The following is a 26602-nucleotide window of genomic DNA, read 5'->3' on the forward strand; positions in this document are numbered from 1 at the left end:
TACTAAAAATGGCACTACATCACCCTGCAGAAATAATCGCTATTGATTATAAAAGAATTTTTTTCTGATTTAGAGCAAAAATGGGGGGTTTTGGGGGGTTTTGGGTGGTTTTGGGGGAAAAAGCTGCGAACTTGGGTTACGACCGCAATCAATCTGAACAGGGAACATTATATTGCGGTTGTAAATGGGTATGGACAGGTAAATCGGGCGGTAAAGTTAATCTGGCGTCATGTGGCTATACACCGCGCAGAAATGCGTTCCGGGCAGCGCGTATTGAATGGGAGCATATTGTCCCGGCATGGGTGATGGGGCATCAGCGCCAGTGCTGGCAACATGGCAGCAGGAAAAATTGCACTGGTTCAGATCCTGTCTTTCGAATAATGGAAGCAGATCTTCACAACCTGGCTCCAGCGATCGGGGAAGTTAATGGCGATCGAAGTAATTTCCTGTACGGCATGGTTTCGAAAACGATGCCTAACCAATACGGACGGTGCACAACGCGCACTAATTTCAAAGACAAGACGACGGAGCCCAGAGACGCAGTAAAAGGGTTTGTGGCACGAACTACCTTTTATATGTACGACCGTTACGGCCTATCCATGTCCAGAACCCAGCAACGTATTCTTATGGCGTGGGATCATCAATATCCGGTAACTGAATGGGAGCAGGAACGGGACAGTCGCATTGCCAAACTCATGGGACACGATAATCCTTACGTTACCAGGGAAAGAATCTGGACCTTGGATCAGAAGCCCTCACGTGAAGGACTGCGAGGTGTTCAGCAATCAGCGATAAAGATAAATACTGGCAAGCAGATTATTGGTAACAAGAAAAGTAACGTTTACCACCTGCCAGACGGTTGTCCGAGTTACGACAAAATATCTAAAAAGAATCAGGTTCCGTTTTTTTCACGAGAAAAAGCTGAAGCGGCTGGTTATCGCCTGGCAGGAAACTGCCGTTGAAGTGAATGGCTCCATTCTCTCAAGAAATGGAGCCTCCTCAAAACCCGGGGCAATTCAAAATCCTGGGCAATTCAGTCTGGAGAACACGGACGTAGGGATTCATATGGGCTTCGGTGTTGTTGTATTGGATCGTGCGGCGAGTGGTTAGGCGTCACCGCGCAGCTAGGTGGTAAGCGCATTCAATTCGTCCTTGTAGGCCACGATCGGCGAGTAGAGTTTATGAAACGCACGCCCAATAGCGCCTGAGAACAGCGTTAAAGTGGGGTTTTTTGACCCGCCTTGCAAAATATGACCAACTGCAATGCCTGGATATGGATCAATGTAGAAGATTTCTGTAATTCCGAGTTGGTATGCTTTCTTGGCGCACAACTCGCACGGGCTAGCGGTCGTGAATAGTAAGCCGCCTTCAATAGACGAAAGGCCATACTTTGATATCTGCAGGAAAGCGTTCTCTTCCGCATGCAGTGAGCGCGTGTGAACTTGGTTCTTCTCATCTTTGAACGCGTTGTACTCAGATTTAAAGCAGAAAGCGTTGTTTCGCCCATCCTTCGGTACTATGGCAAAGCGTTTGCTGCTTTTCTTGAAATGACCAAGATACTTTCCATCTGTTCTCTCGAATTCGCTGTAGGCTGAAGAATCTGATCCCGCAAGCAGATCGTCTCGGTTCCGAAGGTTGCATGGAACTTGACCATGCGGTGCGTCATTCCATCCGATGGAGCGAACTGAAAAGTTGATGTCCGTCACGACCGCGCCTACTTGACGGGATATGCATCCCGAATTAAGTTTTGCGGTGTAAGCGATCTGCATACATCGCTCAAGCGCGGAGGGCGTGACAATTCCCGGCCTTCGAATCAAAGAAATAAATCGAAGTAGTTGATTTGCTAGATTCTGAAACTCGTTCACCTTCGCTGTGACATTCGGGTTACTTATGTAGAGGTCGGCGCGCTGGAGGCAGGCCTGAATGTCTTGGACTGAGTAAAACTCAGTTTCGTCAAGGTCACGTGGTGTGTACTCGATCTTGTCGATCGATGCTATGTCAGATTCCGAGTATTTCTGCGCTCTCAGCCGCGCCTGCCGGTCGGGTTCGGGCGCTGAAACCGCCAGCAAGAAAAACGATGAATAACGGTCTTGGAAGAATAGTGCCTCAAGGGGATTTCTGATCGCGTCAACGACGATGAAGGTTTGTTGACTGCGGGCTCGTTGCTCGTCGTGAATTTGTTTGATAACCGAATTTACTCGCTCTGCTAAGGTAAAGAACTTCCCTTCGACTAGCGTCGATTTATATGGGTCGCCTGACAAGCGAATGTTTTTGCCAATAACCTGGTAGAGGCTAACGAAGCTGCTTTCCCCGAGGGTTGCTCGTAGCTCTTCGCATTTAATTGGTAAGGTTCTAGTGTAGTACTCTGTTGCATTTACATCGCCAGCCCTATTAAGGATCGCTTGATAGGGCGTTCGTATTTCTTCGAGTAGTCTTGTGAACTCAGTTTGCTTCTCTGGTGTCGGAAGCAGTTCCCGGAATTTATTGATCGCTTTCTCAATTTCAGCATCCAAGAGAAACGTTGTAATAAGAGCGCGAACTTGTATGAGTAGGAACGGTGTCCAGGTAGCTCTGAAGTACCGAAGAAGAATCCGCTCTTTTCTTTGTTCGTTAGAGTCGGGGTTTTCGCCAGAGAACAGGCTGTGTCGGATATCCTCGGCATTCGATTGAAGAATCCTTGCCGCAGTGCTGCAGCCACTGCCGGTTCGCCCTGTAAGTCCGATGATGATGAAGTCATCGTCATCGCAGTAGATGCGCCCGATTGCTGACTTGAGGTAGTTCGTGTTGGGTCGTGGCCCCATAGCTATCGGCATAGGTTGTTCTCTGAGTGACATTTGGGCTCGGCCACAATTGTTGATCCGTGAAATGCAATAAAAATGGTGAGAGCAATCAGGGTGAGCCAAGCAGCAACTCTTACCTTGGTGCGGAACTTATTTCTTGTTGCCTGGTAATGGAAATGTTCCCAACCTTTTGCATGCTTGTTATAGATTCCAGCGGTAGCTAATACGCATTGCCGTTCAAGTGTGGCCAACTCAGAAATCGAAGCTTCGATCTCTCTACGTAGAGATAAATACTCTTCCTTCATGAATTCGAAATTGGTCATGGTGAGTTTCTTATTTATGGAGAATCCAGTCTTGATTCATAGCTAGCCTTTCACCATCAGCATCTACTTTGGGTGTGTTGCACTGGAACGTCGTATCGTCCTTAGCGAAGCTATCCACATCTCACAGTTCGCCCATCTTCATTTGATCTGCTCGACCGACAGCATGCGGCAATGCCCTATTCGTGCTGCATAACGTAGAGCTAACCGGCGCTGCGCGGCTTTATCGCGCAGCGCCCAGAGCGACCGAAGGGAGCGAGGTTGAGCGCCAGGTTATCACTTTGAGGCCCGTTGTATTACTTCTGGCATTTTGAATACACTTCCATCACCGTTTGAATAATGAAAAAATCCCCATCGTTTATCTGGATCAAGAATGTCAATTTGGCATATATGATGAAAGTTTGGCCTAGCTTTTTCGGAGAATAGACAATATCTAAGTTCTTCCGTATTAATTTCAACAATTAACCCAGAAAAATCTAGGTCGTAGCAGCTTTCCAATATCTTGTGCTTGTCGTTTGGAAAGTTATCTTTGTAAAATGAATTGTAATATGGCTGGAAGTACCTAATAAGACCTGCCTCAATCAAGCATATTTGCTGGTATTCAGTAAGAGGTGTGTTAATTATGTTTCTGAAGCGATCAATGTCTCTGTAATCTGAAATTACGTCTTTGGCTCTACCGTCTATTTGACTTATTACTCTATATGGTGCGTATTCAAAAGTTAGAACTACAATTTCGCTATCAGGGGAGTCATAGCTGGCTTGGGCCAGTATTTTTTGAAGGGTAGAGTGGCTTTTAAGTCGATCAAATGCACTTCTATTACCATCGCCGTAGGCTTGTCCTACGTATAAAACTTCTAAATCCCTCAACTCATTGTTGCTCAGATGCCATCCCGTACACACGCTTACTACGCTGGCTGGAAGGTATCGAACTTCGTTTCCGTTGGCATCGTATGCTGAGAACTCTCGATGAGGGTATTTGGCGAGCTTTACCTCCACGGCACCATCAAGCAAAGGGAATTCAAAAGAAAACTCCTTTTCTCTGACCTCTCCATCTACTTTGTAATTTATGTGACCGCTTGCAATACCATTTATGTAGCTGAATGATTTATTTGAAAATGATATTGACGGAGTCTTGCAAATTAAATAAATGTGAGAATTGTTGGCCACCTCTTGCTCTTTTTCGCCCATTGTTCCGCCAGCCATCAATTGATTTGCGGATATGATTATCCATTTTCCGGAGAATAAATTCACCGCGAACTCGGATAGGTATATTTTCTTTGGCTGGCTCAATTTGGCTACTCCTGAAATGGCGGAGCTAACGTAATGTATAAGACATTTTGTCCAATAATTGTGTATGCAATGTCGTATAGCTCAATAGAAATCTGGGTATTACGTTGTATTTCAAAATAAATAACGATCAAACTAACCAACCGCTAATAAACAAATACGACGGCATGCCTGGTCATGGGCTTGTTTTATGTCGGCGGAAGCAAGAATAAGGCACAGATACTAATATCTAGTACGGAATAAAACTTATATTTATAGGTTATTTATAGAAATTCTTACATATCAATTTTCTCGTCAGCAGTTCATAGCATAATGAATAGTCAACCTTAGTTGACTTTAAAATGACAACCACATAGCACTGATAAACAGCGTGTGCCCCTGTGGTTCCGGTAAGCGATACAAATATTGCCACGGCAAGCTTGATTAGGCCGTTTGGTCGGTGAAGCGAACGCATGTCGCCATTCGTAGGAGGCGGTTCCACCCTTTAACCGGTCGTTGAACTCAAAAGGAACTGATCGACCTGAAGGGGTCGAGTGCCGTCGGGCGAGCGGATTCGAAGTTGACATGACGAATACGTGAGGTGGACCGAGGCTCGCCGTCCGGTCAGGCTGCTGAGCCACCCCATGAAGGTGTCACAGCGCTCGTATATCACCCGCCATCCGAGTCACCAGTCGACCTCATCCATCTGCACATGAATGTCTGGCTGGCATTGCCGTGATCGAAATGGCGGCTAGTGACACGACTGTTGGGTCTACCCCAACTTAGAACGTCGCGTCTTTTAGCGAGATTGCGCAGCCGTTGAAATCGTTGGACACGTCCGTAATGATACCGGAAGCGCGAGCGGTCTTGCCGACCGTCAGCGCAGTGACGCTTGCCTTGTTATCGGTGCCGGCGTGAATCGACACTTTGCCAGCCTTCAAGAGCACACGATAACGGGGCTGGAAGCCTTCATTGACTGACCGGACTTCGCCGGTCATGGTCAGACTCATGCCAACATAAGTGCTATTGGCTTGCACCTGGTTGTTCTTGGCGGCTTGGCAAATTTGAGGCAGTGTTTCCGTCACCATGACCGGGTCCAAGGCAACGCAACCAGTAAGGGCCAGGATCGGCAAGGCAAAGGCAAAGCGGTTTATGGATTTCATGTTGCAATCTCCTTTTGATTGAAAAACTGAAGCTTTATAATATGGGCGCGTAGATGAGTTCGATTTCGACGCGTTGGTTCTGGTAGCGCCCTTCGGGTGTGATGTTCTCGGTTACGTAGTCGGTCGCCGATGCAAAGTTCACCATGACCTTGAGCGGCGCCACGCCACGATCTACCAGATACCTGCGCGCCGACAGGGCGCGCTTCAATGCTAGGATTTCATCGCGGGCGCTGGGCCGGTTTGTGCTGGTGCGGCCGTTGATATAGATCAACGAGGCGGCACGAGCGTCATCGAGTACTGCGGCAACGTCTGCCGGCGGCTGGAACGTGGTGCTGCTATCTGGGAAGGAAACCATCACCATCAAAGAAATGGGCGTGTTTTGGGAAGTACCATAGTCGTCAGCTATTGCACCTTGAGTGAAGATCATTGACAGTAGGGAAAAGACAAGGAAAAATGCTTTACACATCGGACAGACTCTCTAATCATAAGAATAGGTATCCGGCTTTGCTCATAGGGATACGAATCAACCAGAGCACGGCCAGATGCAGCGGGTAATAGGTATAAAACACCCAGCGCAGGCGTGGCATGGGCAGATCGAGGCGTGAAGCCACCAGGAGCAGCGGCAACACCGCCAAAGCCCACAGGTTACGATTGATGAACCAGAGTGTGGCCAGGGCCAGTAGCGCGACTACCGCGGCTATCCAGGTGGGGCGCTTGCAATAAGACCAAACGGCAACACCGAGAATGATGGCCGGCCACCAGTATTCGACAACGCTACCACCGAGCAGGAGCAGCAGGCCGGCGGCAACCAAGTTGCCGATATCGCCACGCTGTACCTGGTTCAGCGTGGCAGTAATGACCAGCAGCGTGAACATGACATTGAGCGGCCACCACCCACCACCAAGACCACCCAAGGCGATGTATGGTACCGAGGCGGCAGCACTGAACAGCGCCATGCGTTTCATCGTGCGGGGATAGGCTCCGCGCTCAAATACGCCAGGGCGGGCCAGGTTGTACGCAAGGACGAAAACGAAGATCGGCAAGCAGAGCCGACCGGCGGTGAACAGCCAATCAATGGTGCCGTTGAACAGGTACTTGTTGACGTGATCGCCGGTCATTAAGACCAGCGCGAGCCACTTCAACAGTTCCAGTGAACCGTTCGACATGTGCAGTGGTTTCATTTCCACTTTCCCGTCCGAACGGAGTAAGTGCGTAGTACCAGGAAGGCCAGGTAAAGCGCAGGCAGTGACAAGATGAAGGCAATGGGCTTGCCGATCCAGCCTGGTAACGACCATAGGAGCAGGCCCAGGACAAAGACCGGGCCGATGCCGAGTACAAGCAAATCCTTGTCGTTCTTTGCTTGCGATTCGGCCCACTTGCAATAGCCACTAATGCAACTCCAAAGGCCCAGCATGTAGCGCATCATGAAGTTGTGGAATTTGTCCATGCTTTAGCCGCCAAATAAAGGCCAGCGCTTAATCCCGCGAGCTAAACGATATTGAGCGCGGTACATAGCTGGAAGAGTTCACCGAGCTATTTACTGCGTGTTTATGTTGCGCTGGTGCGGACGCTGGGGCCTCTACAGTCGTTTGCTGGGCCACTTGCTCAACAGTCACTGGGGAAGCCGTAGCGCCCTCTTTCATCACGTCTAGGGTCACAAAGCGAGCTTCGAGCCAATAGGCCCATTTGGTCGCCTTGCGGATCAAGTCGGCCCGGTAAACAGTGTTGTAACGAGGCGTGCGCGAGTGATAGTTAGCGACTTTCGTCCACAGATCGCCCTTGTCGTTGCGAATGTGCATCCGCAACCGCCAGGCAGCCAGGTCATACGAGTAGCAACCGCTCGCTGCTACATCGTCTGCCGTGATCCCGTAGCGAGCCAGGTCACGTAAGTATTTCGTGTTGAACTGCATGGGGCCTACATCATGAGTCCCATTCGAGTTGCGCACCCATTGGCCCGGTTTGCCTCCCTCTTTTTCGGCCACAGCTAACACAATATTGGCCGGGATTTCATACTTGACAGCAGCCGATATCGAGCACACGACGCGCTCCTGAATCTGCGGCGGCATATCAACAAAGAATGGCAACATGTCCCTTCCCCTTACCGCTGCAACCAACTGTTTTCGCGATTACGCTGGCGTTCCGCTTCCAGCCGGGTGTTGTATTCTGCTAGAGAGCGTTCGTAGTCCTTCGCTTCGGCCCAAAACCCACCATTTTCTTGTGTACCAACATATCGAGGCATGGTGCCGCTCGACTCAAAGTCGGTATATGCATGACCGGTGTATCCCGCGCAATAATCCGGCATCCGGTTGCTGATATACCTTTCCCCGCCATCCCAGCTACTACGCCACATAACCAGCGAAACATTGAGCGACTGCGCATCGCACCGGCCGGCTCCATTGACTTGCGCGGAAATAAGCGAGGCCATTTCTGGTGTCTGGTTCGATTCGGGGCACAAGTTAAGGAAGTTCCGACGCTTCCTGAGAGTGTTCGAGAGCGTACGGGCCGTGATGCTGAAATAGCGATTGAGAGACGGCGCGCATTCGCTGGGTCTGGTGCCCGAGGAAAGGCACAACACCGCTTCGCAAGCAAGGCGGGTGTCGCCTGTCAATACTTCCTGCGGGCTGGCCGTACCGGCCAAGCTGAGGGCCGCCACAGCGATGACAAGGGAAAGCAGTTTCTTATTCATGGATAGCTCCTTTCAGGCTTTACGCCTTCTTATTGATGAAACTAGCGGCTTCGGCATTTCTCTCCTGTTGCCGCTCCTGGACATACGACACGTAATCTTCGATCCCGAAGGTTCGTTCTTCTGGGTTTTCGGCTTGCCATGACGCATGGGATTCGCTGGCCTTGGCCTGGTCGGCTTCCGATAGCGCGCTGAATCCCGCCGTTTGGTCGATCCAATCACTGTCTCCGGCGTTGCCGCCTAAGTTGTTGCCGGTAAACTCGCTTCTAGCACGCAGAGCTGCGCCTACATTGTCGTCGGCGATAGCCGTGGCCCCGGTGCCCTTGATCGCGGAGGCGATCTTTCCGCCTGTTGTGTCGGCAATTCGAGTCATTGCCGATTCTTTGATGCTGGAAGCTTTGGTCATTGCCACCGATCCGGCGGCCTTGGCCAAGATGCCGCCTGCGTCAGCCGTGATCCGGCCTGCCTTGGCGGCTGATGACAGGAAACCGCCGCCGGTGCTGACCGATGATGTACCGCTAGATGACTTGCCAGAGCCGCTACCGAAACCGGCGGCTTGAGCAAACGGCGTGTCACCAGTACCAGCTTCATCACTACCGCCGGCATCGCCATCGCCGCCGCCGCTAAATGCCGACATAAGATTGCTGCTACTGTTGCCGCTCGATGCGTTTTCGGCGGCCTTAGAGTAGGCGGCCATGATAGCCTGCGCACCACCGGCGGCTGCTGCACTACCAGCAGCCAGAGCTGCGCTGCCAGTCGCTACAGCTGCACCGGCAATGCCGGCGGACGCTGCCAAGGTGCCTGCGCCAACTATACTTCCAACGCCGCCGCCGCCTATGGCTGCGCCAGTAATGATACCGGCTAGAAGAGGGGGTATCCGCGAAGTCAGCGCCAAGAGAACAATGCACGCCATCAAAAGCGCAGCCATTGATTTCAGATTCGTAGCGGCAATATCGTCTTGTATGGTTGCGTAATACTGGTCAAGGAATGTCTTGCCGATGGCAATCAGAAGCACCATTGCCAGGATTTGTATGGCCAGGCCCAACACGCTTTTGTAATAGTTAATCGCCATGTCAGAAGTCCAACGTGATCCACCAAATCCGAGAAAGAAGATGCCTGCATACGCGAGAAACCAAGCCGACACCAAGAGCAACAACATGTTGATGCCGATAAGGCACAGCATGATCAGGATGCCCAAGCCCATGATGCCGCCCATAAGGCTTAGGTGGAATTTGTTAGGCCAAAACGACATATTGTCGATAATCTGCCCGAATATCTTAAAACCAATATCCACGATTCCAGAAGGTGTGAGGCCAAGCTGGCCCGGTGTGGAGGGCAACCCCCCTGCCGACGCGCCGAGCTGAGAAAGCGACTGCATGATCGACGTGGCAAAGTTGGGCCCGTTGATAAGCAGCCACCAGAAAAAGCCCGTGAAGATCGTGAAGCGTACAAACTCAGCGAAAAACTCGCCTATGTCAGCCTTACGCAAGGCCATCATGCCGAACGTCCACACCATCGAAATCAAAACGAGTGTCCAGAACAACCAGGACGCGGCGTTAGTGATAACGGTTTGCCAGCCGGTAGCTGCGTTTTGAAAGCGGCGTAATATTTCGTCATAAAAGCCGACATTGGCATTGCCCGGAGTACCTGCAAAAGAATCGGGGGCAGCGATAAATAAAATGACCGACGCTGCTATCGCAAACCAAGCACTGCGATCTTTCATGGTTTTTCTCCTAGACCAGATTGTCGCGTTGCTTACCAGCTGGCAGGGCTTGGTAAAAATCCGGGTTGCATAGTTTCGCAGTTGGCACGATAGAGGTGTTTTTTCTGTCCCAACAGCCCGTTAGAGCTGCCGGGACAATGACCATCTCCAGACCAACTCGAATCAGCGCCTTCATCGCGTCATGCACGCTTCAATGAGAGCTTCACGCTCAGGGTTATCGGGAAGCTGTTGCCAATACTCCGGCTTGCAGTGCTCATCGGTGACCGAATAACGATCATCACTACATCCTGCCAACAACACCGAAGTCAGAGTAGCCAAGGTCAAAATGATGGTATTAGATTTCATCTGGCCTCCTGATTAGAAAGTTTGTGGTGTGGGCATATTGTAAGAGCCCTTGGTCATCGAGCTCTCCATCGCCTGGTCGCGGGCGGCTTGATCTTGATCGGTGGCCGCTTTGGCTGCAATCGCGTTCTGCTGGGCAAGCAACATGGCGCGAATCTGCAAGAGCTGGTTGGCCTGCTGGCTGGCGAGCTGGTTGGCGTAGCCGATGGCCTGTAGCTGGCCAGTCGCGCCCTGCGCCCTGCCCTGTAGTTGTTGCAGGGTACGGGCGTCAGAGGTCAGCGCGTCTTGCTGCTTGTCCAAGCTGCGAAACAAAGCATCATTGGCCTTCTTCTGGCTTTCGTTGGCCAGACGACGGTTTTCTTCCATCGCTGCCTTCTCTGCAGGTGTGCAGCCACCCGAACCATTGAAACACGGCGAGTTGCGGTAATAGGACACGTCCCTGAACTTACCCAAGTAGGTATCGAGGCTGCCAAGCTGGTTTTGGTAGTAAGCTAGCGTGTCCTGCGTGGCTAACAGCTTGGCCATCGTGGATTGCGCCTGATCCCAGATATATGCCGCTGGGGCCAACGTGTTTTGCAGCATGTTTTCGTACTGCTGCAGTTGGGTCTGGTACTGCTCGATTTGCTTGAGCGTTTGCGCTACCGACTCGACAGCAGTCATGATATTTTGCTTCAAATTCCCACTGTCGAACACAGGGATGCCGGCATGGACAGACGGGGTATTAAATGCTCCAACTGTCAATGCCACAACAACAGCGACTTTAGCGGCTAAAAACTTCTGCTTCATTTTTTTCTCCATGGCGTCAGTAATCAAACGAGCGATAGGGTTTCGAAAATGTCATATCCTTGGTGACAATCACATTGAAGCGATAGCCAGGACGGATTTCCAAAGTGGGAGCGATGTTCAGGTTTTTGGCGATCATCTGCGCGGTCACTTGACCGAGCTGCTGACCTAGCGCCTCGCTCATCGCGCTAGAAGCGGTAGGACGACCAAAGACCGAGTTGCGGTTAGCGTTTTGACTCATGGTAATACCGGCAGTCACACCGGACATAAGGAAGGCCGATGCGAATACCCGGAAGTAATGGTTGTTGACTTGATCCTTGGAGCCAGCATAGCCCACCCCATCCGCGCCTGGCATCGAACCAATATCCATTGCCTTTCCGTCCGGGAATACGATGCGCTGCCAGGCAATCAGTACCCGAGATTGTCCGTATGCCACATCACTCGAATACATGCCCACCAGGCGCGATCCTTGCGGAATCAGCAGATGCTTACCGGTGGGCGTGTCATACACGCTTTGGCTGACTTGGGCCATGATTTGGCCAGGCAACTGGGAGTTGATTCCCGAAATCAGCGTGGCCGGCACAACGAAGCCAGCGCGTAGCTCGAACGGCGATCGCGGGGCTTCCAATTGTGAATCTAGCTTCCAGCGATCGGCTTCACTACCAGCTGCAAATTGCGAGTAGTTATTGCCACCGCCGGTCGATGCCGAGGCCTGCAACAGCGTGGGAGCACCAGAGGACGTACCACTACCAACTCCTACCCCACCACCTACGCCGGAACTGCGTATCTGCTCCAGTCGGGCCTGGTAAGCGGCCGTAGGGTCCTCGGCACGCTGGGAGTCAATCTGCTGGCGAACCGCTGCCAAACGAGCCAGCATTTCGTCGCGGGATTGCGGTGGGGACGTGTTGCCGCCAGGAGCCGATCCAGAGCTACGCGGCGCGATAAATTGAACTGTGGTTTTTGCCTTGATCGCGTCTTCCAGCATTTGCAATTTCGCTATGCGGATGCGCTGGGCTTCATCATCATTGGCAGGTTGATCTAGATGCTGGCCGCCCGATGGCGGGGCCGGTGGCACGTCCAGGTTGTCTGGTCGAGCAATCAGCATCGGATCTGCGGTCTGCGTGGTCGGCATGTCGGGTATTGTCAAGGCTTTCGCCGGAGCAACGATGCCTTCAGTCTGATCGCCGGCGATTTCCTGGGCGAACATTGACGTGTTGCCAGCTCTTTCCTGAGGGTCGATTGCAGGCTCGTTCTGCTTCGCTGAACGATCCGCTGCGACCATGGCCATGACCAGCAGGAACAGGCCAAGCACACCGGCCAGCAGGTACATAGGCACGTTATTGACGCGTCGAACACCGGATTTGTTCGACATCGTACCCGGCGAGACATCAGGTGCCATTTGATCGGCTGTTTTGCTCATGGTTTACTCCTTGCGTACCCAATAACCGGCAGGCACAAACGAGCCGTTTTCTTTCAGGTAGGGGCGAGTGATGGATTGACTGCCGACCAATAGGGTCAGACGGTACAGGCCCGCGGGGCCGGCCTGATCTAATACGTAGCGCAGCGGCAAGGCTGCCGTGGCTATTGAGGCTTGCGCCTGGTTGACCGGGTTGAACTCCAAAAGGGCATAGCCGCGTTCACGCAGTGAGTTGATCAAGGCTATTCCAAAGGCGTCAGGCGTGGCCTGTTGTAACTCGAAACGTGTCTTGGCAGGCGGGTACAGTGTGGCGAGCTGCTGAACGGCGTCAGAGGCAATTTGCTGTTGGTTAGCTGCTGCCGGAACGAAGTTGCCATATTTGCCCGTCGTTGCGCAGCCGGCCAGCGAGAGCGCGAACAACGAGGCAATGATAATCTTTCGCATGTCAATTTCTCCTTGTAATGGTCACGCGGTCTTGGCTGCTGCCGATGCCGGCAATCAGGATTGCCTTGTCGAATACCGCATCCACGATGTAGCGGTCGCCTTGGACGCGGTAATTGACCATCACAGTTTCAGCGTCACGGAACAGGCCACCATCCCGACGTACGACAAGTAGAGTCGGCGCTTCGGTTTGCTCCATTGAGCGTGGCATTTGGATGATGGTCTTGTGGCCATCGTTGAATATGCGCACAGGCTTCCAGGAAGCCGAGCCGGTCAAATCGTAATCAAATGAAAGATTACCCAGGTATTCGCCGGTGGAAGGAATTGTGTTGTCGGAGCGGTGTTGCACTTCGCGCGATTTGATCGCGTCCCACTTCGCAAGTGCATCCTCGGGATACGTGAACGAGACTTGCGGCATGTATTGCGTACGGTGCGAGCGCAACCGGATGTGATAGGTACGGCGGTTCGTGGTCACGACCAGGCTGGTTTCCAAACCCACATCCATTGGCTTGATGATGAGGTGCTGGACTTCACCGGCACCACTACCGGTGATGGCCGGATCAACCGTCCAGCGGGCCGTATCACCCAGGTTGATCGAGTTGACTTGCTCGCCGGCCTGCAAAGCCACATCACACACCTGGAGTACCGCGCAAACGATGCTGGGCTGATGCGCGCCATATAAGAACTTGATAGCACCATTGGCACCGGCTACCGGCTTCATACCAGTTGTCGATCCAGCTTCCCACCGCTTGGCGATGGCAATGGCCGCCTTTTCCTGCGGAGTCAAAGTCGGGTTGTTGTTGGAGAAAAACTTGTCGGCCAGATCATCGGCGGCAAGAGTTACGGTTGGGATCGACAGGGCTGCTACGGCGAGCACAGCAAAGATTGACTTGTTCATAATGAATTAGCCTCGTAATTAAAGAAGGCGTGACCAGGAAAAATCACGCACATAAATCCCCATCGGGTTATTGCGTAGTTGCTCGTCCGTGGTCTGCGAAGTTGGTTCGGCGATATAGACAGTGACAAGAGCGCGCAGTGTTTCGGGCTGGCCTTTCAACGTCCCTTGGCGGTCGCGGGTGGTTTCCACCCAATCCACTTGCCAAGTATCCGGCGACTGCGGGATTACCGACTTGATTTCGATGTTTACCATTTCTTTCGCGGCGCGCTTGAATGGGCTGGCTTCGTCATCACTGTTGAACCATTCATTCATTTTTGCCGTGGCTGGATCATTCGGAGACAGATGCGCATACACCTTGAAAACGGCCTTGCGTTGCAAAGCAATGTCTGGCGTGACCATGCGCGCGCTGATGATGAAGTCGGCAACCGTTGCGTGAATTACGCGCGGATCGGCCTTGTCGGACGCTGTGACCGGCCCAGCCGCAATGGTCTGGCCTAACTTGTCCACTTCCACAACATAGGGAATGAACTTCGACTGGCTGCCAATATGGATCACACCGCCGACGCTGGCGAGTGCGATCAACATTGCCAGAATGCCGACGACTTGCCAGGTCTGGCGCGACGAGACGACCGAGCCAACATGCTCGTTCCAGGTGCGGCGGGCCGCTAAATAAGGGTTTTCAAGCCCGCTATTATGCGTTGCGGCTTCCGTTGCTTCCTGCAATTGCTGGACGGCGGGCTTCTTTAAAATCAAGCCCTTGATCGATTCTGAAAAGCTCATGCGGCCTCCAAATAGTCATTGAGATTCAGGCTATAGCTAGCCAGCCATTCATCCACCCAGGCATCGCCAAACTTGGCTTCCAGGCTTCTGATAGTGGCGACCGACTCCTTGTCTGACGCTCCGACGAAGGCTAATGCCAGAGGCCCCAAAGCAAGGTCATACAGTCGGCGGCCGTTCCCCGACACATAGTAGTACTGGCGCTTCGGTATGGCCGTGGCTAGGATTTCTATTTGGCGTGCATTCAGGCCCATGCGCCGGTACAGTGCGGCCGTGTCCTCATCGCGGGCGTACACATTCGGCAAGAAAATCTTAGTTGCGGTCGATTCCACGATCACATCTAAAATGCCGCTGTTTGCTGCGTCAGAGAGGCTTTGCGTGGCCATAAGAACCAAGCAGTTCGCCTTACGTAGCACCTTGAGCCATTCTCGAATCTTAGTGCGGAACGTCGGATGACCGAGCATCAACCAGGCTTCGTCAAGTATGATGACGGCGGGCTGGCCGTGAAGGGCACGTTCGATCCGGCGGAAGAGATACAACAGCACAGGCAGCGCAAATTTCTCGCCCATGTTCATCAACTCTTCGATTTCAAAGACTGTGAAATCGGACAGTGAAAGCCCGTCCGTTTCAGCATCCAGCAAGTGGCCCATCGTGCCGTCCACTGTGTATTGCTTAATGGCATCGCGGATCACTTCATCCTGAATCGTTAAGCTGAACTCGGAGAGCGTATGTGCGCCGCTATCGTGCATGCTAAAGAGCGCATTACTAATTGCGTTGCGCTGGGTGGGCGTGGTTTCCACCCTATTTAACGCTAAAATGGTGTCAATCCATTCCATCGCCCAAGCACGATCCTTCTTGGTATCTAGGAACTGCAGAGGGCAGAACGCGAGCTGGTCATCATCGGCTGCCACGGTGAAATGCAGGCCGCTTTTCCCCTTGGAGCTGGCTCGAATACCGGCAGTTAGCGGATACATCGACATGCCCTTATCAAAGACAAAGATAGACATATCGGTATAACGCCGGAGCTGGGCAGCGATGATGGCCAGGTGCGTTGATTTGCCCGCGCCAGTCGGGCCGAACATGAAGGTATGGCCCAGGTCGCGCACATGCAGGTTCAACCGGAATGGCGTTGCGCCATGCGTGACACAGTGCATAAGCGCCGGCGACAGTGGCGGGTACATCGGGCAAGGCGCACTGGCCGATCCTGTCCAGATCGTGCTGGTAGGCAGCAGATCGGCTAGGTTCATGGTGTTGATGAGTGGACGGCGCACGTTCTCGACACCATGTCCTGGCAAACTGCCCAAGAAGGCGTCCAGCGTGTTGATCGTCTCGATTCTAGCAGCGAAGCCCAGACGGTTGATGGCTTTTTCTACTTGGCGGGCAGACTGTTCCAGGTGGGTGCGATCCTCATCCATTAGTACGACGACGCTCGTGTAATACCCAGCGGCTACCATTCCGCTATTGATTTCGGCAATAGCGGCTTCGGCATCACCAACCATCGAAAGAGCATCCTGGTCAATAATACCGCTGTTCGTGTTGAACACCTGGTCGAAGAAACCGCGTACCTTTTGCCGCCATTTCTTGCGAAACTTGTCTAAGTGGGCCACGGCTTCGTGCTGATCCATGAAAATGAAACGAGATGACCAACGGTATTCGCAAGCCAATTCTCCCAGGGCGGTCAGAACGCCCGGTGTTGACTCCAATGGAAAGCCCTCGATAGCTACGACTTGGACAAAGTTGCGGCCGACCTTGGGTACTACGCCACCAAACATCTCCTGCCCGCCGATCAAGGCGTCCAGATACATCGGGTTGTTGGGGAGTTGCACCGGATGATGTAGGCCAGTGATACAAAATTGCAGCCACGATAGGAAGTCATCATGCGTGACTTGTGTACCTTCTTCCGTGACTACCTTTTGACCTCGCAGGCGAAACAGCTTCACGGCCGAGGATATCCGCGATTCGATGCTGATTATCTCACGGGTGAATTGCTTGATAAGCCCCATCGTGCGGGCCTTGTGGTCAGGTATTACTGCATCGTCATCGAACATGAGTTCGATAAACTTGCGCTGGGCAAGGAGCGGTGGGGAACCAGGTAAGGGTCAGTACGAAATAGCCTTCATACATCGTGCCCAAGCTCTCGAACAACTGCCGGCGCTCTTCCTCTATCGCAGCAGATAGCGGATCGGGGAAATTTGAATGCCCACGGTCGGAATAATTGGGAGCCGGACGGCGTACAGCATCGACATGCACCATCCAGCCGCTACCCAGACCAGCTAGAGCCTGGTTGATACGGAACGACACCATTTCTCGCTGTTCATCGGTGCTGCTAGCGTTGTCATCCCCCTTGTACAGCCAGGCGGCCATAAAAGAACCGTTCTTGCACACAATTACGCCATCATCGATCATCGCGGCGTAATTGAGCAAGTCGGCTAGTGCGGTATCCTTCGAGCGATGTTTTTTCAGTTTCAGTTCGGCATCTACTGCCCGGATGCGGGTAAACAGGATGAGCAACAAAACCGCACCGAGGACAGCAATGGCAAATGCGACTGACTCAATCATTTGTATTGCTTCCCTTGAGTTGGCGTGTTGTCACGAAAAGGCGTGCTACGCGCTGGGTAGTACCCTTTGTAGCGGCGATGTCTGAGGTACACATGGCGTAGCTTGGGATCTGCCTTGGCCATGAGTCGGCATGCAAAAAGCGCACCGAACCATAACCCAAAGCCGAACACCGTTGCTCGTACTTCTTGGGCGCTGAAAATCAGCGCCGCGGCTAGCAAGCCCGAGAACATGACCAGCTCACGATCTCCACCCATGAACAAGTTTTCTCGGTTGCCGGCCCTACGAATGCGGATTGCGCGCAGAGACATGATTCACCCTGCCACTGCTTCGCTAGAGAAGTAAGTATCGTCCAGCACGGACAGCTTGATTTGGAGCAGCGCCGCATCGGTTTGGGCTGCGATTTCTGCACCACGGCCAAAGAAAGTACTCATCATGTTTTGTGCGCCAACCAACAGGGCCATGACCAAGACGATAAAAATCAACGTGCGGAAAAAACCGTTGAGTTCACCGCCGAAGATCAGGATGCCCCCAGCGACTACGATGCCGATGATCGACAGCGCGAAAGCAACCGGGCCGGTGACGGAGTTTCGCAGGTTCGTCAGCCAGCTTTCATAAGGCAGTGAGCCGCCGGTGCCTTGGGAGGCAAAAGCGTGCTGGGGAGCTAGCAGGAAAAACGCCAGGACAACAGCCAGACCGATGAAAAACAGTGCGCGTTGGTCGAGACGGAATGACGGGAAGAGTATTTGTTGCATTGATCTTAACTCCTTAAAGAGACACAGTTTTATAGTGGCCATTGACATACCCTGAAACCTCTAGGATTCCCTGGATACGACGCGAGCCATCCGGGGTTCTGGCGATATGAACGACTACATGAACCGCCTCGCCTATCAGCGGTTCAATCTCCGATGGAGCCGACTTATTCCGAGAAACAAGCGACTTCAAACGAGTCAAACCCTCCGATGCACTATTTGCATGAAGGGTGGCAGCGCCGCCAGGGTGGCCAGTGTTCCAGGCGTCGAGCAGATCTAGGGCTTCTTCGCCCCGGACTTCGCCAACCAGGATACGGTCAGGACGCATACGCAAAGTAGTTTTCAGCAGCATGGTCATGCTGACGTCAATGCTGGTGTGGTACTGGACAAAGTTTTCAGCCGTGCATTGGATTTCGCCGGTGTCCTCAATGATAACGAACCGTTCCAGTGGATCGTTATCAACCATCGCCTGAATAATCGCATTGACCAGCGTTGTCTTGCCTGAGCCAGTACCACCAATTATTAGAATGTTTTTGTGTGCCGCAACGGCGTCCCGAATTGACTGCGCTTGTGCTGCGGTCATGATTTCGGATTCAACGTATTGCGCGAGCGTATATACCTCAATAGGTTTCTTGCGGATCGCAAATACGGGCCCAGCTACTACCGGGCCGAGTTGGCCCGCGAAGCGCGAGCCGTCGATGGGGAATTCGCCTTCAAGTAAGGGACTGTTTTTGGTGATTTCCTTGCCGTGATAGCCGGCAACGGTTTCTAAGATGGCTTGTGCTTGCGCCCGCCGAAGATACAAATTGTCAAGCCGCTGCAAACGCTGGCCTTGACGTTCAATCCACAGCTTGCCGTCTTCGTTGAGCAGAATCTCAACTGTTTTAGGGTCGTGCAGGGCTTCTAATAGCATTGGTCCCATGTCCCTTTCGAGCTTCTTCTTAGCGCGTTCTTTGATGCTGTCGTGCTCTTTTGAATCGATCACCACGTTTACCCCCTGATGTGCTTTTCAGTGTTCAATGACTGTATAGTCGAACACGATATACCGAAATGATCCACTACGCAACAATATGGATATGTAAAAATCAGAATTTTTGAATTTTTTGTATATTGCTCGCAACACACCGTAATAATCGGGCGTGTCCATAGCGCCGATACAGCTTGCTTTGATGGGGGTTCCGGGGGTTGAGCTACCCCGGCGTACTTTAGCGGCTAAAATGTCTTTGGGCGTGGCTTTATGTCTGAACGAGCCATGCTGCTGTCCGATCTTTCCTCATTTCTTGGCGTTTCTTCCTCCTAGCTTCTTTCTTGTTTCTTCACCCCATTTTCTGACCACAAAAGCCCGGTGTTCGGGAAGTATCGCCGACACCCTTTCATAGCCGGCGGGTAAGCTGCTGGGAGCTTTTCCGCCGGCCAGGGCTGCTAAGGTGTCCTTGTCCAAATCGGTTGACTCCAAGAGAAGCGGCAGCGGTGTTTCTAGTGCGCTTGCGATGGCTTCCATTACCTTGAGTGACGGATTGGCTTTTCCGGTCGTGAGGTCGGAAAGAAAAGAGATCGACACCCCCGACCGTTCGGAGAGCTCATTTTTTGTCATACCTTGCTCATCAAGGATACGGAGGACGTTAGTAAAGAAGATGTATATGTGCACCGGGTTGACTGCCTTATCGTGAGGAGACATATAATTTTAGCCGCTAAAGTTCTTGATCTTCATAATTGGTATAGCTAAACTATGTACTCCAGCAGCAAGGGAGACATATAGTGAGCCACAACCAATTCCAATTTATCGGTAATATTACCCGTGATATCGAGATTAAGCATAGTGATTCTAGCAGCCGAGTGATATTTGATCCTGCTTGTCAATCAGGTGTGGCGGAATGCCGCCGGTAAGAAACTGGAGCAATCACAAAAGCGCATGGCTTCGGTTGGGTGTTATGCTTATAGGGAAACGGTATGCCGGATCAATTCGACGAGCAAGAATATAAACGCAAGCTCATCGTGGGCGGATTAAGTGCCAGTGACGCGGCCAACCTTGCCGCTCGTATGGCGCAGGCCCGCCGAGCTTACGGCAACACTGGGAAAACCAAGCACACGGCCGGTTCACACTTTGAGACGCTGGCTGACCGATTGGTCAACACGCCGGAGGAACAGCGCGACGTGCCGGTGAAGGATAGTGCAGCCGTAGCACGATCCCGACGGATAGTCGCCGAGTCAGCCGCGCCTGGGGCGACTATGGGCATTCAAGAAGAACGGTGCACTGTTATTAATGCCGTGGCGCACAAGGTGGCTAAATTGGCCCAGAATAAACGGAGCGACGCAATGGCCGCGAAGAAACAAAGCAAAGCCGGTGCCGCCAGCAGCGAACTGGCCGAGCAGGTCAGCCAAGCGAAGCAGGCCGCCTTGCTCAAGCAGACCAAGCAGCAGATCAAACAGTACCAGCTATCGCTATTCGACATTGCGCCGTGGCCCGACACCATGCGCGCCCTGCCCAACGATTACGCCCGGTCGGCCCTCTTCACCACGCGCAACAAGCGCGTGCCGCGCGAGGCCCTACAGGGAAAGGAAATATTCCACGTCAACAAGGACGTTTCCATCACGTATACCGGCGTCGAGCTGCGCGCCGAGGATGACGAACTGGTGTGGCAACAAATCCTTGAGTATGCGAAGCGGTCGCCGCTGGGCGACCCCGTTTCATTCACGTTCTACGAGCTTTGCCAGGACTTGGACTGGTCGATCAACAGCCGGTACTACGCGAAGGCAGAAGAGTGCCTTAGCCGCTTGCAAGCGTCCGCGATGCAGTTTTCATCGAAACGGATCGGACAGCTCGAATCACTATCCCTAATCCGCCGCTTCCGCGTCCTGAATCGCGGCACGCGCAATTCGCGCTGCCAGGTCGAGATTGACGAAGAAATGGTTGTCATGTTCGCTGGCGATCACTACAGCAAGTTCATTTGGGAGAAGTACCGCAAGCTAACTCCCACGGCCCGGCGCATGTTCGACTATTTCGCATCGCACCAGGAGCCGTTCCCGATGAAGCTGGAAACCTTCCGGCTCATGTGCGGTTCGCAGTCGGCCAGGCCGAAGAAGTGGCGCGAGCAGGTGGGCGAGGCGTGCGAAGAGCTGCGCAAGAGCGGCCTGGTCGAACACGCATGGATTAACAACGACTTGGTTCATTGCAAGCGGTAATTTCGGGAGTTGACCAAGCTGGCCAGGATCGACCAACGGGGGCTTCTGCTCCTGTTTATTATTAACACTTGAGGGGCACACCACAGCTACAGCCACGAAAACCGGCTATGTCCTGCTGAGCATCGAACCAGACGACCAAGGCCGCCAATCTTTCCACTCTTCACTGCCACACGGTCTTCCATCGCCTTTCCGACTTTAGCTCTAGCTTCTGGGCGAACGGCTCGCAGGCAAGCATTGTGGCCCTTCCAGGAAACAACTGGACCATTGGGAGTGAAAGCTGTCGAGTGCGGCCTGGACGCCGGCGGCCATGTGGATAGTTTTGGGACAATTTCTGCCGACAATGACACATGAAGGGCGATTGTTAACACTTGAGGGGCCAATCATGCCGGCGCACTACTAACACTTGAGGGGCGGTGATCGATTTCAGCCGGATCAAGGACCGCATCCACGTTCCAGGGTATCTATTCAGCTGATCCTGTGGAAGTTTTCTTTAAGAATTGTGGATAACTCTGTTAGTAAGTACCATTCTCTACTAACATTTGAGGGGCACAACTACTAACATTTGAGGGGCGATTTTCTTAACACTTGAGGGGCCGATTACTAACACTTAAGGGTCTTAATATTAACACTTGAGGGGCATGCCCATTGATCTTACCTCTGTTTATCAACAACCTATCAGAGTTTTTTTAAACCCCTAACCAGTTTTTAACCAATTTTAACCTTTTATATAACTAGATTCCTTAACCAAGCAATCAGAAACACTAACAAGCTAAAAAAACCAAACACGACGCAAAACCCGACAATGGAGCGCCTTCGGCGCTGCAATACACTAAATCTGGCACACGCGCCAGAAAAAGAAAATTTTGTGCCCTTACGATGCGCTATACCCAAAGAAACTACCGCCCCTCTAAACTTCCCAATCATTAAAATCAAAATAAAATTATCGTCTACCAACTAATCAAAGATCAACACATACCGAAAACTTAAATGTTTACTCCAAAAGAAAAAAGTCGGCCAATCTAGCCCAAAACAAGAGTTACTAAAAATAAAGAAATATTATTAGTATTGTTTAGCTAAATTACTTGCTAATTAGGGCATAATGCCCTAATATAAGTCTTAAAGGGCAGGTATATTGCCAAGTTAATACCGAAAAAAACATGCTATGACAGAAGCAAACATCAGATTGGAATGCCTGCGCCCTGCACTACGTTGGCAACAGCCTACCGGGGAAGAAATCCGGGAGGTGCTGCGAATTGCTGGCTTTACCGGTGGGGCTGCGGCGAAAGCATTGGGTCTTGGAACCATGGGTGACCGCACAGTAAGACGCTGGATCGGAGAAGAAACCGCGATTCCCTATGCCGAGTGGGCGCTGCTATGTGACTTCGCAGGTCTGGGAACTATTTGGAAAGATACTTGAGCACTAAAAGAAAAATTTAGCGGCTAAATTCAGGTCAATATACACGTATATATCAGATAATTTTTATCTGAAACGCTTGATAACTAGGTCATATCGTCTTTGCTATGATCGTATCGCGGCGATGCAGGCCGAATGCGCGTTTCTAAATGGACATAGGCAAGAACAAGATTTAAGCGGCTGCCTGGCGTTAAAGGAGCGCCCCGGAGTAATCCGGGGCGCTTGGCCAGGTGCTGGCACACCGTGGCCACGCTTCCGAGTGTGGAAGCAAACAGTATTGAACCCGCAAATGAGGTGGAGGGTCAAGCAATGTCGAACATTATTAAATTTCCCAGGAGTGAGCAAGTCGAGCCAGTATCGCCGGTGCCTGCTACCTCGTTTAATCAGGACAAGCTAGACAAAGTTTCAAACACTAAGGGAAAGGCATATGTTTCTGGAGTGCTACGGTTCATCTGGATTGCGGTAGTCCTAGTCTGGCCGGTGCTCAAGTGGCTGGTTTCCATTGAGGTGTTCTTTCAGTTTATCCGCATGATTTATCACTGGAATACATCTGGCGTGTATGCAGGCTGGACATTTCTGCTTCACTTTGTCGCGTTAACTACCCTCACTTACTTTGTTTCAATCTACAAGCCTAATGGATTGTGAGGTGCTCGAACTCTTGATGAATGGTGAACAACGCTTAAGCCGGTATTAGAAGCTGAATACATAACGATTTTAGCCGCTAAAGCCCTTGACGTGTCACTAAAGTTTAGCTAAACTTTACACGGGTTCGGCGGCTGGCACCGCCGTTGTTCAACAACCGAGTGTGGAGTCGATATGGGTGTTTTTCATGAAGAAACGGTTAACCGAAGCCCAATTTCTGGCAGCTATCAAGGACCTGAAAATTGGGCAACGAACTATCGACATAGCGCGTGGTGTGCTGGTCGAAGGGCGGCCCCAAGCGGAGTTTGTAACTTCGCTTGGGTTGTCAAAAGGGGCGGTGTCGCAGGCAGTCAGTCGTGTATGGGGAGCTACGAAAGGGAATCTTCCCGAGGGCTTCGAGCAAGTGGCAGCGGTACTGCCGGAATACCAAGCATTCATTGTGAAGAAGTGGGCAGAAAACGCCAAGAGAAAATAGGAACTGAAGAAATGAAAACACTGGTCACGGCAATTCAGAAGGGTGGTCAGGGCAAGACGTTTGCAACGTGTCACTTGGCGTTTGACTTCCAAGAACGCGGCTTGCGTGTGGTCGTGATCGACCTGGACACTCAAGGTAATGCGAGCTGGACGCTAGATAGTCATGATTCGGGTTATTCCGCCAGTCGATTGTTCACCGCTACCGGTGACGAGCTGCGGAACTGGTTCTCCGGCCGGGAAAATGACGGACTTGCGCTGATTGCGGCTGATACCAGCTTGGCCAACCTAGATAAAATGGACTTGGCACAGGCAGCTCGGGCGTTGCGGGCCAGCATCGAGGCGCTCGGCGATTTCTTCGACGTGTGCCTGATCGATACCGCCCCTTCCCTTGGTGTTGCCATGACAGCGGCCGTGCTGGCCGCTGACTACATGCTTTCACCGGTCGAAATGGAGGCCTACAGCTTGCAGGGCATGAAGAAGATGGTTGCCGTCATCAGCAACCTGCGTAAGCAGAACCCAAAACTACGGTTCCTTGGTATGGTGCCGAACAAGGTGGACGCCCGGAAACCGCGCCACGTCGCCAATTTAGCCGCGTTGCAGCAAGCATACCCACAACTAGTGCTGCCGTTCAGTGTCGGAGCGCGTGACAGTATTGCCCAGGCGTTGGGTGAGCAGGTTCCGGTATGGAAGATTAAGAAAACGGCTGCGCGTAAGGCCATCAAGGAAGTGCGTGGGCTGGCCAACTACGTGTTTACGAAAATGGAGATTGCACAATGACCGCCATGCAGACCAAGAAGATAGCCTCTACGGCCGCAAATAATCCCAAGGCGGACGGTATGGGCCTGGACAGCTTGGGTGACCTTGCCGGGTTACTGAACGAGCCACAGACAGCCAATGCAAGCGCTGTCGGTCCGCAGGAATTGCCCTTGGAACTGATTGACGAAGATCCGAATCAGCCGCGAAAGGAGCACAACCCCGGCTTTTCGGCCGAGAGCCTAGAAGAACTAGCCGCGACCATTCGCTTGCGGGGCGTAAAGTCGCCCGTTTCCGTACGGTTGAACCCCGAAGCCGATGGGCGTTACCTCATTAATCACGGTGCGCGTCGTTACCGTGCATCGAAGCTGGCTCTCAAGGATACGATCCCGGCCTTCATTGACAATGACTACAACGAGGCCGACCAGGTAATCGAGAACCTGCAACGCAATGAGCTAACTGCCCGCGAGATTGCCGACTTCATTGGCCGCGAACTGGCCAAAGGCAAGAAGAAAGGCGAGATCGCCAAGGAGATTGGGAAATCGCCAGCATTCGTCACGCAGCACGTCACGTTGCTGGACTTGCCCGAGTCAATTGCCGAAGCATTCAACAGCGGCCGCGCCAAGGACGTGACCGTTATCAATGAGTTAGTGACGGCCCACAAGAAGAACCCGGACGAGGTAGAGACGTGGCTGGCCGACGACATCCAGGAGATAACGCGGGGATATGTCAAGCTGCTGCGTGAGTTCCTGAACGACAAACGCAGCCAGGACGCCGACACGGTCGATGCCTTCACCGGCCAGACCGATGCCGAAAGCAATGGAGACGCTAAGAAGGAAAAGGAACTAAAGGAGCAAAACCCCGACAGGTTGAAAAAGGCTATCGTCCAGGTCGAGCATGATGGCCGTTCGGCCCGCATCATCTTGAACCGCCGACCCCCAGCTGAGGGCTTCGCCTGGTTGAAGTACGAGGATGACGGCCAAGAGTTCGAAGCTGAGCTGGCCCAGGTAAAACTGGTGGCCCTGCTGGAAGGCTAGAAATTGCCATATCCCTGAAACTTGACAGGAAGTAACGAAGTAATGAAACCATCCTTTGCCTTAGCGTCCAATCGAGAAGCCATCCGCCGCGTGGTGGCGTCTCACCGCGCCTGTAATCCCCGTGTTTTCGGCTCTGTTGTCCATGGTGACGACACCGAGGACAGCGACCTGGATATCCTCATCGACCCGACGCCGGAAACCACCCTCTTTGACATCGGCGCGATTCGGCACGAGCTGCTTCAACTGCTTGGCGTGCCGGTGGACGTGGTGACGCCCAGGGCGCTGCCCGACAACTTCCGGTCCAAGGTGCTTGCGGAGGCTCTCCCGATATGAGCCGTGATCAACAACGACTGTTGGACTATTTGGCGCACATTCTCGAAGCCATCAAGCGTATCGATCGCTACACCGATGACATGGGCGAAGTAGCGTTCCTGGAGAACGAGATGGCTCAGGATGCCGTGATTCGCAACTTCGAGATCATCGGCGAGGCCAGCAACAACATCGAGAAGCACTATCCCGAGTTCGCTGCCGCGCACCCGGAATTGCCCCTGGCATTTGCCTATCAAATGCGCAATGCCGTGGCGCACGGCTACTTCAAGGTGGACTTGGAAATTGTCTGGAAAACGATCCACGGTGATCTTCCGGAGCTGTATCAGCAGGTGCAACAGGTACTCGAAGATCTGAAATGATAAAAGTTGAACTAAAACATCCGAATGCTGGCATGGAATCTATTAGATTGCATCAAACCGAAAAGCGGGTTAAATGTGAAAGACTGGTTGCAGGAGAGGTTATTTTATCTAGTGTTGTGATTACCAAAGGGTCACCTGAAGCGTTGCTGCAGTCGGCAATCAAACGATACAAAAATTGGGGTTGGATAGAGGTTAGATATTTAACATGTATGTAGACACAATGGACTGACTATGGACAACTCTCAGCAGGCGACGTATTAGACGGTTAGGCGGCAATGGCAGAGGCCGATCTGGATAACATCATTGACTACATCACTCAGGACAACCTTGATCTGTAGCAGAATAGATACGTTGTGTAGGCCTGCGTGCCAACAAGCAGACGACATGGTTACAACAGATTAAGGTTAAAGTATCGTAACTATTCAGCGTATTCTTTCTCTCAGTCATTCTGCAACATAAAATCAGGCAGTTTCCCAGCGAAGAGCAGGGAAAGCGCCTCGGAAGCAGAA

Annotated in this window: 33 protein-coding genes; 10 read left to right on the plus strand and 23 right to left on the minus strand. The window is 52.3% G+C overall.

The features are described 5' to 3' along the window. Positions 1-110 precede the first annotated feature (110 nt). Positions 111-962 (plus strand): endonuclease, encoded by an 852-nt coding sequence (locus BLV85_RS09550; protein ID WP_245725160.1) that lies wholly within the window; start codon positions 111-113, stop codon positions 960-962. 162 nt (positions 963-1124) lie between these two features. Here the strand turns inward: BLV85_RS09550 and BLV85_RS15465 are convergent, their stop codons facing one another. The 3 genes from BLV85_RS15465 to BLV85_RS09565 all read right to left on the minus strand — a co-directional run bounded on the left by BLV85_RS15465 (position 1125) and on the right by BLV85_RS09565 (position 4390). Next, a complete protein-coding gene (locus tag BLV85_RS15465) occupies positions 1125-2801 on the minus strand; it encodes a cytidine/deoxycytidylate deaminase family protein (RefSeq protein WP_218132806.1) in 1677 nt (558 codons plus the stop codon). Positions 2802-2803: 2 nt separating this feature from the next. Beyond that, positions 2804-3103 carry a hypothetical protein gene (locus BLV85_RS09560; RefSeq protein WP_090414646.1) on the minus strand — a complete coding sequence of 100 codons (300 nt, stop codon included), beginning with the start codon at positions 3101-3103 and terminating at the stop codon, positions 2804-2806. A gap of 273 nt (positions 3104-3376) precedes the next feature. Next, positions 3377-4390: a hypothetical protein gene (locus BLV85_RS09565; protein WP_090414649.1), complete on the minus strand. Its 1014-nt coding sequence runs from the start codon at positions 4388-4390 to the stop codon at positions 3377-3379. 358 nt (positions 4391-4748) lie between these two features. On the opposite strand from BLV85_RS09565, the gene BLV85_RS15960 reads away from it, so the two are divergent. Then, positions 4749-4814, plus strand: a complete 66-nt coding sequence (locus BLV85_RS15960; protein WP_425433801.1) for an SEC-C metal-binding domain-containing protein — start codon at positions 4749-4751, stop codon at positions 4812-4814. A gap of 334 nt (positions 4815-5148) precedes the next feature. On the opposite strand, the gene BLV85_RS09575 is transcribed toward BLV85_RS15960, so the two are convergent. From BLV85_RS09575 to BLV85_RS09660, 20 genes are all read right to left on the minus strand, one after another. Next, positions 5149-5529: a hypothetical protein gene (locus BLV85_RS09575; RefSeq protein ID WP_090414652.1), complete on the minus strand. Its 381-nt coding sequence runs from the start codon at positions 5527-5529 to the stop codon at positions 5149-5151. Between the two features lie 34 nt (positions 5530-5563). Beyond that, on the minus strand, positions 5564-5884 hold the full coding sequence (locus BLV85_RS09580; protein ID WP_245725161.1) for an OmpA family protein: 321 nt from the start codon (positions 5882-5884) through the stop codon (positions 5564-5566). A gap of 127 nt (positions 5885-6011) precedes the next feature. Further along, the gene (locus tag BLV85_RS09585) at positions 6012-6710 is read right to left on the minus strand and encodes a TraX family protein (RefSeq protein ID WP_090414657.1); all 699 of its coding nucleotides are present in this window, start codon (positions 6708-6710) and stop codon (positions 6012-6014) included. Then, positions 6707-6976, minus strand: coding sequence for a conjugal transfer protein TrbO (locus tag BLV85_RS09590; protein ID WP_090414659.1), 270 nt, complete (start codon positions 6974-6976; stop codon positions 6707-6709). The genes BLV85_RS09585 and BLV85_RS09590 overlap by 4 nt, the downstream gene beginning before the upstream one ends. 28 nt (positions 6977-7004) lie before the next feature. Beyond that, entirely contained in the window at positions 7005-7616 is a 612-nt protein-coding gene (locus BLV85_RS09595) for a transglycosylase SLT domain-containing protein (protein ID WP_176974000.1), read from the minus strand. 11 nt (positions 7617-7627) lie between these two features. Further along, complete coding sequence (locus BLV85_RS09600) at positions 7628-8215, minus strand: TrbM/KikA/MpfK family conjugal transfer protein (protein ID WP_090414661.1); 588 nt, start codon at positions 8213-8215, stop codon at positions 7628-7630. Between the two features lie 19 nt (positions 8216-8234). After that, on the minus strand, positions 8235-9935 hold the full coding sequence (trbL, locus tag BLV85_RS09605; RefSeq protein ID WP_090414662.1) for a P-type conjugative transfer protein TrbL: 1701 nt from the start codon (positions 9933-9935) through the stop codon (positions 8235-8237). Positions 9936-9945: 10 nt separating this feature from the next. Then, complete coding sequence (locus BLV85_RS15225) at positions 9946-10122, minus strand: hypothetical protein (RefSeq protein WP_176974001.1); 177 nt, start codon at positions 10120-10122, stop codon at positions 9946-9948. Beyond that, positions 10107-10280 (minus strand): entry exclusion lipoprotein TrbK, encoded by a 174-nt coding sequence (gene trbK / locus BLV85_RS09610; protein ID WP_090414664.1) that lies wholly within the window; start codon positions 10278-10280, stop codon positions 10107-10109. Before trbK ends, BLV85_RS15225 begins: the two co-directional genes overlap by 16 nt. Before the next feature lie 12 nt (positions 10281-10292). After that, positions 10293-11063: a P-type conjugative transfer protein TrbJ gene (gene trbJ, locus BLV85_RS09615; protein ID WP_090414666.1), complete on the minus strand. Its 771-nt coding sequence runs from the start codon at positions 11061-11063 to the stop codon at positions 10293-10295. Between the two features lie 16 nt (positions 11064-11079). Further along, positions 11080-12480: a TrbI/VirB10 family protein gene (locus tag BLV85_RS09620; protein ID WP_090414668.1), complete on the minus strand. Its 1401-nt coding sequence runs from the start codon at positions 12478-12480 to the stop codon at positions 11080-11082. Positions 12481-12483: 3 nt separating this feature from the next. Next, positions 12484-12921 (minus strand): conjugal transfer protein TrbH, encoded by a 438-nt coding sequence (locus tag BLV85_RS09625; RefSeq protein WP_090414670.1) that lies wholly within the window; start codon positions 12919-12921, stop codon positions 12484-12486. 1 nt (position 12922) lies between these two features. Further along, positions 12923-13816, minus strand: a complete 894-nt coding sequence (trbG, locus tag BLV85_RS09630) for a P-type conjugative transfer protein TrbG (protein WP_090414672.1) — start codon at positions 13814-13816, stop codon at positions 12923-12925. A gap of 18 nt (positions 13817-13834) precedes the next feature. Continuing rightward, positions 13835-14596, minus strand: coding sequence for a conjugal transfer protein TrbF (locus BLV85_RS09635; protein ID WP_090414674.1), 762 nt, complete (start codon positions 14594-14596; stop codon positions 13835-13837). After that, positions 14593-16641: a VirB4 family type IV secretion/conjugal transfer ATPase gene (locus tag BLV85_RS09640; protein WP_245725162.1), complete on the minus strand. Its 2049-nt coding sequence runs from the start codon at positions 16639-16641 to the stop codon at positions 14593-14595. Before BLV85_RS09640 ends, BLV85_RS09635 begins: the two co-directional genes overlap by 4 nt. Further along, complete coding sequence (locus BLV85_RS15660) at positions 16631-17152, minus strand: hypothetical protein (RefSeq protein WP_245725163.1); 522 nt, start codon at positions 17150-17152, stop codon at positions 16631-16633. The genes BLV85_RS09640 and BLV85_RS15660 overlap by 11 nt, the downstream gene beginning before the upstream one ends. Then, positions 17149-17460: a conjugal transfer protein TrbD gene (locus tag BLV85_RS09645; RefSeq protein WP_090414676.1), complete on the minus strand. Its 312-nt coding sequence runs from the start codon at positions 17458-17460 to the stop codon at positions 17149-17151. Before BLV85_RS09645 ends, BLV85_RS15660 begins: the two co-directional genes overlap by 4 nt. A 3-nt stretch (positions 17461-17463) precedes the next feature. Continuing rightward, the gene (gene trbC, locus BLV85_RS09650; RefSeq protein ID WP_090414678.1) at positions 17464-17904 is read right to left on the minus strand and encodes a conjugal transfer system pilin TrbC; all 441 of its coding nucleotides are present in this window, start codon (positions 17902-17904) and stop codon (positions 17464-17466) included. Positions 17905-17917: 13 nt separating this feature from the next. Then, positions 17918-18886, minus strand: coding sequence for a P-type conjugative transfer ATPase TrbB (gene trbB, locus BLV85_RS09655; protein WP_090414699.1), 969 nt, complete (start codon positions 18884-18886; stop codon positions 17918-17920). Positions 18887-19174: 288 nt separating this feature from the next. Further along, positions 19175-19579: a transcriptional regulator gene (locus tag BLV85_RS09660; protein ID WP_281245740.1), complete on the minus strand. Its 405-nt coding sequence runs from the start codon at positions 19577-19579 to the stop codon at positions 19175-19177. 272 nt (positions 19580-19851) lie between these two features. Between BLV85_RS09660 and trfA the strand changes: the two genes are divergently transcribed. The 8 genes from trfA to BLV85_RS09700 all read left to right on the plus strand — a co-directional run bounded on the left by trfA (position 19852) and on the right by BLV85_RS09700 (position 26093). Continuing rightward, positions 19852-21084 (plus strand): plasmid replication initiator TrfA, encoded by a 1233-nt coding sequence (gene trfA / locus BLV85_RS09665; RefSeq protein WP_090414679.1) that lies wholly within the window; start codon positions 19852-19854, stop codon positions 21082-21084. 1162 nt (positions 21085-22246) lie between these two features. Then, positions 22247-22501 carry a transcriptional regulator gene (locus BLV85_RS09670; protein WP_090414681.1) on the plus strand — a complete coding sequence of 85 codons (255 nt, stop codon included), beginning with the start codon at positions 22247-22249 and terminating at the stop codon, positions 22499-22501. Between the two features lie 306 nt (positions 22502-22807). Next, positions 22808-23143, plus strand: coding sequence for a KleE stable inheritance protein (gene kleE / locus BLV85_RS09675; protein WP_090414703.1), 336 nt, complete (start codon positions 22808-22810; stop codon positions 23141-23143). Between the two features lie 184 nt (positions 23144-23327). Further along, positions 23328-23615, plus strand: a complete 288-nt coding sequence (locus tag BLV85_RS09680) for a TrfB-related DNA-binding protein (RefSeq protein WP_090414683.1) — start codon at positions 23328-23330, stop codon at positions 23613-23615. A gap of 11 nt (positions 23616-23626) precedes the next feature. Then, positions 23627-24391 (plus strand): ParA family protein, encoded by a 765-nt coding sequence (locus tag BLV85_RS09685; RefSeq protein WP_090414685.1) that lies wholly within the window; start codon positions 23627-23629, stop codon positions 24389-24391. Then, positions 24388-25404, plus strand: coding sequence for a transcriptional repressor gene korB (locus BLV85_RS09690; RefSeq protein ID WP_090414687.1), 1017 nt, complete (start codon positions 24388-24390; stop codon positions 25402-25404). The genes BLV85_RS09685 and BLV85_RS09690 overlap by 4 nt, the downstream gene beginning before the upstream one ends. Before the next feature lie 42 nt (positions 25405-25446). After that, positions 25447-25737 (plus strand): nucleotidyltransferase family protein, encoded by a 291-nt coding sequence (locus BLV85_RS09695; RefSeq protein ID WP_090414689.1) that lies wholly within the window; start codon positions 25447-25449, stop codon positions 25735-25737. Then, a complete protein-coding gene (locus BLV85_RS09700; protein ID WP_090414692.1) occupies positions 25734-26093 on the plus strand; it encodes a HepT-like ribonuclease domain-containing protein in 360 nt (119 codons plus the stop codon). Before BLV85_RS09695 ends, BLV85_RS09700 begins: the two co-directional genes overlap by 4 nt. The last annotated feature ends 509 nt before the right edge of the window (positions 26094-26602 follow it).

The organism is Nitrosomonas halophila, assembly GCF_900107165.1.
Classification (GTDB): Bacteria; Pseudomonadota; Gammaproteobacteria; order Burkholderiales; family Nitrosomonadaceae; genus Nitrosomonas; species Nitrosomonas halophila.